Annotated in this window: 7 protein-coding genes; 3 read left to right on the forward strand and 4 right to left on the reverse strand. The window is 67.0% G+C overall.

Annotation, left to right across the window (positions count from 1 at the left end):
* Positions 1 to 233: 233 nt before the first annotated feature.
* Together E1261_RS40765 and E1261_RS40770 are read right to left on the reverse strand one after the other, a co-directional pair.
* On the reverse strand, positions 234 to 779 hold the full coding sequence (locus tag E1261_RS40765) for an AAA family ATPase (RefSeq protein ID WP_132415116.1): 546 nt from the start codon (positions 777 to 779) through the stop codon (positions 234 to 236).
* Positions 780 to 1,025: 246 nt separating this feature from the next.
* Positions 1,026 to 1,598, reverse strand: a complete 573-nt coding sequence (locus E1261_RS40770; RefSeq protein ID WP_132415117.1) for a DinB family protein — start codon at positions 1,596 to 1,598, stop codon at positions 1,026 to 1,028.
* Positions 1,599 to 1,691: 93 nt separating this feature from the next.
* On the opposite strand from E1261_RS40770, the gene E1261_RS40775 reads away from it, so the two are divergent.
* From E1261_RS40775 to E1261_RS40785, 3 genes are all read left to right on the forward strand, one after another.
* Complete coding sequence (locus E1261_RS40775) at positions 1,692 to 2,825, forward strand: erythromycin esterase family protein (RefSeq protein WP_132415118.1); 1,134 nt, start codon at positions 1,692 to 1,694, stop codon at positions 2,823 to 2,825.
* 105 nt (positions 2,826 to 2,930) lie between these two features.
* Positions 2,931 to 6,146 (forward strand): S8 family serine peptidase, encoded by a 3,216-nt coding sequence (locus E1261_RS40780; protein WP_132415119.1) that lies wholly within the window; start codon positions 2,931 to 2,933, stop codon positions 6,144 to 6,146.
* Positions 6,147 to 6,324: 178 nt separating this feature from the next.
* Positions 6,325 to 6,513 carry a hypothetical protein gene (locus tag E1261_RS40785; protein ID WP_132415120.1) on the forward strand — a complete coding sequence of 63 codons (189 nt, stop codon included), beginning with the start codon at positions 6,325 to 6,327 and terminating at the stop codon, positions 6,511 to 6,513.
* A gap of 61 nt (positions 6,514 to 6,574) precedes the next feature.
* On the opposite strand, the gene E1261_RS40790 is transcribed toward E1261_RS40785, so the two are convergent.
* Complete coding sequence (locus tag E1261_RS40790; protein WP_132415121.1) at positions 6,575 to 7,330, reverse strand: phosphotransferase enzyme family protein; 756 nt, start codon at positions 7,328 to 7,330, stop codon at positions 6,575 to 6,577.
* A gap of 44 nt (positions 7,331 to 7,374) precedes the next feature.
* Positions 7,375 to 8,857: hypothetical protein (locus E1261_RS40795; protein ID WP_238176760.1), on the reverse strand; the 1,483-nt coding region annotated here is incomplete at its 5' end.

Consider the following 8,857-nt stretch of genomic DNA (forward strand, 5'->3'; position numbering starts at 1 on the left):
CCCTGCCTCCCCAACCACCCGGCCGCCGCCCCTTTACGCCCAGATCGATCCTCCGAAGCACAGGACGTATAGGTCCACCGCCCATCGCAGCCACGCTCACCAGCGCCGGCCGAGTGCCCAAGTGGCCGTATACGTCCTGTCGATCGGAAGATCCGTCGCCAACGACACGTAGTGGTCGGCTCGCCGGCGGCCGGGCCCGCCTGGAGCCGGCGGACAGACGGCTGGGGCGGGTACTAGTACGTGTCCTTGGCGACGGGGAGGGGGATGCCGGCGGTGGTGGCGAGGTGGATGACCTCGTCGGTGACGGCCGCGAGGGGCTGGCGGGCGTCGACGGGGTGGGCGCCGGCGGCGAGCATCTCGGCTTCCAACTGGGGACGCCAGTCGAGGGACCACTGCAGGGTGGCCTTGGATTTGCCGAAGTCGTTGGTACGACGTGGGTCGCTCAGTCGCCGGGTCATCGTCAGCTCGTCGACCTGGAGGAGGATCAGCAGATCGAAGCGGGCGAGGTAGTCGCCCATGTTCGCGGCGGTGCCGCAGACGACAAGTGGTGACTCAGCCAGTACCTGGTCGACGCGCTCGGCGACCCAATGCCAGCGGTGTCGCTGGATCCACTCCATCGAGGGCGCCTCCGCGGGGAACGGCACCGGGGATCCGTCGGGGCGCTCCCACCGAGCAAGGACGAAGTCCGCGTCGACCGATCGCAGTCCGCGGCGCCGCAGTTCCTCGGCGACCGAGGACTTGCCGGCTCCCGGACCTCCGACCACCAGCACCGACGCCATCACCCCAAACTCCCCGGATGCGCCAGTTGCCGCAACGCATTTACGGTTCACGCCGGATCGATCCTCCGAAGCACAGGACGTATAGGCATACCGGACACCACCGCCACGCTCACCGCCGCCGCCTGAGCGTCCAAGTGGTCGTATACGTCCTGTCGGTCGGAAGATCCGTCGCTAACGACACGTACTGGTCGGCTCGCCGGCGGACGGCCCCGCCTGGAAACGGCAGGCAGATGGCTGGGGCAGGTACTAGTACGTGTCCTTGGCTTCGCGGGCGGCTTGCTCGACTCTCGCGCGGTGGGGAGCCCAGTCGGTGGTGGTGGGGGTGGGGTTTGAGCCGAGGGCTCCGTCTAGTTCTTCGCGGAGGATGTCGGCGTGGCCTAGGTGGCGGTTGGTTTCGTTGAGCAGGTGGACGAGGACGTTGAAGAGTTTGACGTCCGGGCTGGGCCACCAGGGGACGTGGCCGGGGGCGTCGATCGGGAGGGTGGTGATGGTGTTGTCGGCGTGCTGGCAGGCGCGGGTGTAGGCGTTGAGGATGTCGGCGCGGGATTCGTCGGGGCGGACCCAGAGGTAGTCGCTGGTGTTGAAGGTTGGGTCGTCGAAGCTGGGGATGGGTTCGGGGTACGGACGGTCGAAGATCTGGCCGAAGTAGCGGGCCTCCGAGAGGGTGAGGTGTTTGACCAGGCCGAGCAGGTTCGTCCCGGTCAGCGTGCGGGGACGGCGGACGTCGTACTCGGACAGGCCCTCGAGCTTCCGGACCAGGTCGGCGCGCGCCCACTGGAGTGCGTCGTGCAGGTAGGCCTTGGCGAACTCGTCGATCATCTGGATCCCGTCAGTTGAAGGTTTGCAGTAGCCGTTGAGCCTCATGTTGGTTCTGAAGATTCAATAACGAGGTTCAACGATAAAGTTGAAGATATGGATCTGCTGAAGTTACTGGCGAACAAGCCGCGACTGCTGGCGTTGGGTGAACCGACGCATCTGGAGAACGATCTGCTCCGCCTGCGCAACGAGGTGTTTCGGCGGCTGGTCGAGGACGAGGGGTATCGGACCATCACGGTCGAGTCCGATTGTCTGATGGGCCTGGTGGTGGACGACTACGTGACTTCGGGCAAAGGGGAGCTCGACGAGGTGATGGCGCGCGGGTTCAGTCATGAGTGGGGTGGGCTGGCGGGGAACCGCGAATTGGTGGAATGGATGCGGACCTTCAACCAGGGACGCGTGGACCAGGTGCGGTTCGCCGGGTTCGACGGGCCGCTGGAGACCAGCAGTCCGGCCGGCCCACGCCCGGTCCTCACCACGCTCCACGCCTACCTCGCCAACTGGCTCGATGCCGACCTGCTTCCTTGTACGTCGGACGCTCTCGACGACCTGCTTGGTTCGGACGACCGCTGGACGAACCCGGCCACCATGATGGATCCGACCCAATCCATCGGCCAGACCGCTGATGCCGAACGCCTCCAACTGATCGCAGGGGATCTCGCGGTCCTCGTCGACACCCAAACGCCGTACCTGATCGCAGCCTCATCCCGCGAGGACTGGCAACGCGCCCGCCTGTATGCCCGAACGGCCACCGGGCTCCTGCGCTACCACTACTGGATGGCTGACCAGTCCGACCGCCGCATCGCGCGCCTGCTCGCCCAGCGGGACTCGATGATGGCGGCCAACCTGCTCGACCTCGTCGACCGCGGCCCGACGCTGGTGTTCGCGCACAACGGTCATTTGCAGCGGGAGAAGAGCAGCATGAACATGGCCGGCGCCAACCACGAATGGTGGAGCGCCGGTGCGCTCGTCAACGCGCATCTCGGCGCGCAGTACGCCTTCTTCGCGACCGCGCTCGGGACCATGCAGCACCGCGAAGTCGGCACTCCGCCTGCGGGCACCATCGAGGGCGTCCTCTACGCACAGGACCAGCAGCTGATCGATCCCCGCACCCTCAACGCATCCCTGAAACCGAGAGTCTCCCCCTGGTTCGGGTACGCCGCTCTGCAGCCGAACCACCTCCCCAGCATCGACGGAATCGTGTTCCTCAAGGACGTCAATCCTTCCTAAGGTCGATTCGACGACCGTCAAATGCGCGGGCCCTTGTCAACTTTTCGCACCTCCCGGACATAAACCCCTATGTCCACCCATCTGTGAGGACTCAGTGGAGGTGCTATGAGGAAGGGACGTAGTCGTCCCGTCGTGGCTGCCGTGGCGGTACTGGTCGCCGGGAGCAGCATGTTCGGCGGTACGGCGACAGCGGGCGAAGCGCGAAACGACAAACCAACGGCGCAGAAGCCGGCCGGACACGGAGTCTCCGGCGATATCACGTTGATCACCGGCGACCGGGTCACCCTGCGCGGTGACCAGCCGGCCAAGGTCCGTCCGGGCAAGGGCCGGGAGAACGTCAAGTTCGTCCAGCGCAAGGAGATCAACGGCGATCTCACCGTGCTCCCGCTGGACGCGGAGGCGGCGGTCCGGTCCGGTGAGCTGGATGCGCGGCTGTTCAACGTCACGCAACTGATCAAGAACGGGTACGGCGACAAGTCGCGCGCCGACATCCCGCTGATCGTCAGCGGCCCGGTGGCACTGCGGTCCGGTGCGAGCCACGCGCGCAGCCTGCCGAGCATTGACGGTACGGCGGTTCGGATCGGCAAGGAGACGCCGTACTGGACTGGTGCCCGTACGGCGTTGCGTGCCAAGGGCAAGCAGTGGATCCGGCTGGACGGACCGGTTCGGGCCTTCCTGGACAAGAGTGTGCCGCAGATCGGCGCGCCCGAGGCGTGGAAGGGCGGGCTGACCGGCAAGGGCACCGAGGTCGCCGTACTGGACACCGGGATCGACACCACGCATGACGACCTGAAGGACGCGGTCGTTGCGGCGAAGGACTTCACCGGGAGTGCGAGCGGTACGGCGGACAAGTTCGGCCACGGCACGCATGTCGCGTCGATCGTGACCGGGGAGGACGACGTCTACCGCGGCGTCGCGCCGGACGCCAAGCTGCTGAACGGCAAGGTCCTGGACGACGAGGGCGGCGGCTACGACTCGGGCATCATCGCCGGGATGGAGTGGGCCGCGCGCTCCGGTGCCGAAGTGATCAACATGAGTCTGGGCTCCGACTGGCCGGACGACGGCACCAACATCATGTCGCAGGCGGTCAACCGGCTGACCGCCGAGACGGGCGCGCTCTTCGTCCTGTCCGCAGGCAACAGCGGCGGTACGCCGGGCAGTCCGGCGTCGGCCGATTCCGGGCTGACGGTGGGTGCGGTCGACCACAACGACAACCTGGCCGAGTTCTCCAGCCGTGGACCGCGCTGGCTGGACGATGCGATCAAGCCGGACATCACGGCGCCTGGTGTCGACATCGTCGCGGCGAAGGCCAAGGACAGCTACCTCGCGGCCAACTACCCGAACATCGGTCCGGATCACCTGAAGCTCTCCGGTACGTCGATGGCCGCACCGCACACCGCTGGTGCCGCAGCGATCCTGGCTCAGCAGCACCCGGAGTGGAAGGCCGGTGAGCTCAAGGCCGCCCTGATGGGTACGGCGAAGGCGAACCCGAAGCTGAGTGTGTTCGAGCAGGGGGCCGGCCGGGTCGATGTTGCGGCCGTCGTGAAGTCGACTATCCGTGCCTCGGTCGGCAGTATCAGCAACGGCGTCGTGCGCTGGCCGCACAACGACGACAAGCCGATCAGCCGCGAGGTCACGTACTTCAACAGCGGCTCGGCTCCGGTCACGCTGGATCTGCGCGCAGCCGTCACCGGTCCGGATGGGAAGGCGGCTCCGGCCGGCATGTTCACCGTGTCGCCGGCGTCGCTGACCGTTCCGGCCGGCGGCAAGGCGACCGCGACGGTCACCACCAACACCGCCGTACCGGGTGCTGATGGTGTGTACAGCGGCGTGGTCTCGGCGGGTGCGCTGCGGACGCCGATCGCGGTCACCCGTGAGGTGGAGAGCTACGACGTCAAGCTGAACTACATCGGTTTCGACGGCAAGCCGACGGCGAACTACTGGTTCCGGTTCGTCGGCCTCGTGGACCCGACCGTCGCCGTACCGAAGGAGGGTGACGGAAGCACCGTGACCACCCGAGTGGTCAAGGGGCAGCACTACTTCGAGTCCTACGTCGCGACCGAGGACGGCACCAAGTCGACCAACCTCGCCGAGCCGACCTTCACGGTCGACGGGTCGAAGGAGATCACGGTCGACGCGCGTTCCGGCGTACCGATCGGGTTCCAGGTCGACAAGCCGGACGCGGTCTCCACGACCGCGGGGTACGGGTTCTATCGCGACACCGTCTGGGGCGGCGACGAGGCGACCGGGCAAACGACGGTCGGCAACACGTTCGAGGGCACGTATGTGCTGCCGAGCCGGACCTCTGCGGCACCGGCCGAGTTCCGCTACATGATGGTCGAGGTGAAGTCGGCTCCGACCAACTCCAGCTACATCTATCAGTTGGAGCGCAACGACCTCGGCAAGATCCCGAGCAAGCTGGTGCACCGGGTGCACGACAGTTCGCTGGCTCGGGTGCGGTCGGAGCACACTGGCACCAAGCCCGGTACGTACGGTATTCGCGACTACATCGTCACGAGGCCGCTGCCGTTCACGCTGGACGAGTTCTACTCCCCGGGCACGGAGTGGTACCCGTCGTTCACCGAGACAACGGATCCTGAGGACTGGCGAGGATTTGCCAACCAGTTCGTCAGTACGCCGAAGAAGTACGAGCGCGGGCGGACGGTGACCGAGCGTTGGGGTCTGCCGGTCTTCGGTCCGGGGCTCCCGTCGTACCGGGACAGCCCGGACGCGGCAGGTCGCCAGGGCGATCTGATGGAGCTCAACATTCCGCTGTACGCCGACCAGAATCCCGGCAACTTCGGATACGCCATGGCCGAGGGTACGACCGTGCTGTCGAAGGATGGCAAGGAGGTCGCGAAGGGTGACTTCCCGGGGTACATCGACGACTTCACGGTCCCGGCGGGTCCGGCGACGTACCAGCTCCACACCGAGGCGACCCGGGACAACCCGCTGTCGTCGCGCATCGTCGCCGACTGGACGTTCCACTCCGAGACCGTCGCGGGTGACGAACCGGCCGCGCTGCCGCTGCTGGGAGTCCGGTTCGCTCCACCGGCGAACGCCTCGGCCAAGGTCCCGACGCTGGTCCCGATCACCGTCGACAACAATGCCGGTCACCGCAGCCGGCTGGGCTCCTTGTCCGTCTCTCACGACGGTGGTGTCACCTGGAAGCCCGCCAAGTTCTCCACGGCCGGCGGTAAGACCTTCGCCCTCATCAAGCATCCTGCGGGTGCGAAGACGGTCTCCCTGAAGGCCACGGCATCCGATGCCCAAGGCAACAAGGTTGACCAGACCATCACGAACGCGTTCCTTCTGCAGTAGAGGTGCAGCTGGGGTGCCGCCTCGCCGCGGTACCCCAGCCAGCTGCTGAGCCTCGTCGTACCGGTGGTTGCTGGGGGCCCGGAAAAACCTGGGAACCGGGATTTGCGGGTCCGCGTCGTATCGCCATCAACCGGGAGGTCGCGGACGGCCTCACCTTCGAACTGCACAGGAGCTGAGCATGGGTAAGGCCGAGAGGGAAGCGCGTCGGGACGTCCGAGGGGGAGACAAGGCGATCCACCTCATGGAGGTTCACAACAAGGTGGTCCAGCGGCTCGAGAAGAACGGGCAGACGGCAGCGGCGGAGAACATCAAGAACCGCGGTGGTCGATGGGACTCGCCGGACCTTCGCGCCGAACGCGACCGCTGATACAGCTTCGAGCGGCCCAGGTAGACACGATCTGCCTGGGCTTTCGTCGTACGACGGTTGCTCAGAGCAACGCTGTGATCCAGGCGTCGTGGTTCTGTTCGATGTACGTGGCGGTCGGTCCCCAGTAGTCGCCGTGGCCTTCGTCGTAGAGCCGGGACCACGGTTGCTCGCCGGTGCGGTGGCCGTGGATCAGCAGGTCGTACATCGCCCGCGTGTGTGCTGCGATCTGGGCCGGAAGCGCCCGCCGCTGCTCGTCATCGAGTCCGTAGCCGTCCACCAGCGCGCGCAGCCGCGGTCCGTCCACCTGTACGTCGCCGTCCGGTGCGAACGACACGAAGCCGGTGGCGGCGTACCCGAGATCCCAGAGCCGGGTTCCGGGGCCGACGTTGTCCCAGTCGATGAAGACCCAGCGGTCGTCGTTGCGAACCAGGTTCCACGGGGCGAGGTCGCCGTGGCAGATCAGATCCCCACCGGCCGGATCCTGAACCACGGCTCGCCAATCCGCATCGGCCGGCGGTTCGAATCCCTCCATCGTGTCGTGCAGCTCGCGAATCAGCCGCCCAACCCGTTGCAGCTCCTCCAGCGAGAAGGGCAGCAGGGTGTCGGCCAGAGCGCCCGGGATGTATTCGAGAACATGCCGCCCACGCTCATCGATCCCCAGCGTACGCGGTGCACCCTCGAATCCCTTAGCTGCAAGGTGATTCAGGACAGCCTCGACTCCCGCCGTCTGAGGCAGCGCGGGTTTCCGCACGGTCGACCCGATCCGGACGACCTCCGCGGCCACGTTCCCGCCGGTCAGCACTTCTTCAAACTCCACCCCGAGATCATGCCTCGCCACGGTGCCAGCCGTCGCTCGAAATATCAGCTGTGGGCGCTGATGAGGACGTGACCGGGTAGGTCGAGCCACCACGTCGCGGCGGCCTGGGAGTCGTACGGCGTGCGTGGGTCGGCGCGCAGTTGTTCGAGGGCTGCCCGCCGGCCGGTGATGCCTGCGCTGTACGCGAGACCGCGCAGGATCTCGAGATCGGTCGGCCTTGCCAGCTGCTGGGAGATCGCGTTCTGCCACCACGCCGCTGAGGTGTCGCTACCCTCGCCGCCCAGGTGAGCGATGGCGAAGGCCGCGACGCGGACGGTCTCGCCCGGAATCCCGGCAGCGGTCACGATCCTTTCGGCGAGCCGAAGTTCCGATTCGCCGCCGAGCGCCCGGAGCGCGGCGAGCACGGTCGTGCTCCATCCCGCAGGTCCTGCCAGGGTGGCCCCGAGTTCCTGACGCAGCGCGGCCGCGAGAGGTCGCCGGTACGGCGTTGCTGCGAGCGTGAACGAAGCTGCGAGCTGGCTGTCCGGATCCTGATGGAACAGCAGGCAATGCACCACTTCACCCAGTACGTCGTACTCGGCCGGATCCGGACCGTCGACCTGGGCGATCGCGCGGCTCGTCACCCGGTCGACCACATTGCGACGCGCATCGTCCGGTGCCGCGGGCGCTCGCCGTACTGGAGGGGTTGTCGTCAGGCGCTGCACGAGGTTGGTGGACCAGGCGTCGAGAGTGTCACCGGATCCGGCCAACGGCTGGAGCACAGCCAGCACCTGGCCGCGCTGCGCCGGGTTGAGCCGGCCGCGCCAGACAGTCTCGGCCAAGCCGGCAACAGCCCCGGCCAGGGCGCGGTCGTTGGTGGGATTGTGGACCTGCGAGACCATCGCCGCGATCGAGTCGCTGTGATCGCTGGCTCCGAGCGCCGCAACCGTGGACGTCATCGCCTGGTGGTGCCGGAGGCCGGCGGCGGACGCGCAGGCGTCGATGGCCGCCGTACCGCCGGTGGGGTGATTGAACAGCCGGGCGAGCGCCTCGTAGCGCTGGGCCCACGACGTACCGTCAGCGACCAGCATCTCCATCAGCAGACGCTGCGCCATCTCTTCCCACATGCGCGGCGGGAGGAACGCTGCCGGCCACTGCGTCAGCAGGCCGGTCAACTCGTCCCACTGGGCCCCGGTCACGATCGCGGGTGAGCAGACTTGATCCAGCAGTACGCCAGCTCTGTTGCCGTGTGCTGTCAGTTGCTGGAGATCGCCGCTGGTTGCGGTCGGCAGAGGGCGCGGGTGGCGAGTGAGACCGGGGAGCAGGTCGAATACCGCAGTCAGCTGACCGGTCGGGAGGTGGAGCAGTTCTTCGTAGCGTTTGATTGCATCGCGCGGTACGACGACCAGCCCGGCTTCCCAGCGCTGGATCGTGGAGACGTGGACCGCCTGAACGCGATCACCATCCGGCCACGCCCGCGCGAACACCGACCGATTGCGGAAGCTCGTATCCGTCCCCAAAGTCCGGCACGCCCGCAGCATCCACCCC

Source organism: Kribbella albertanoniae (assembly GCF_004348455.1).
Classification (GTDB): Bacteria; Actinomycetota; Actinomycetes; order Propionibacteriales; family Kribbellaceae; genus Kribbella; species Kribbella albertanoniae.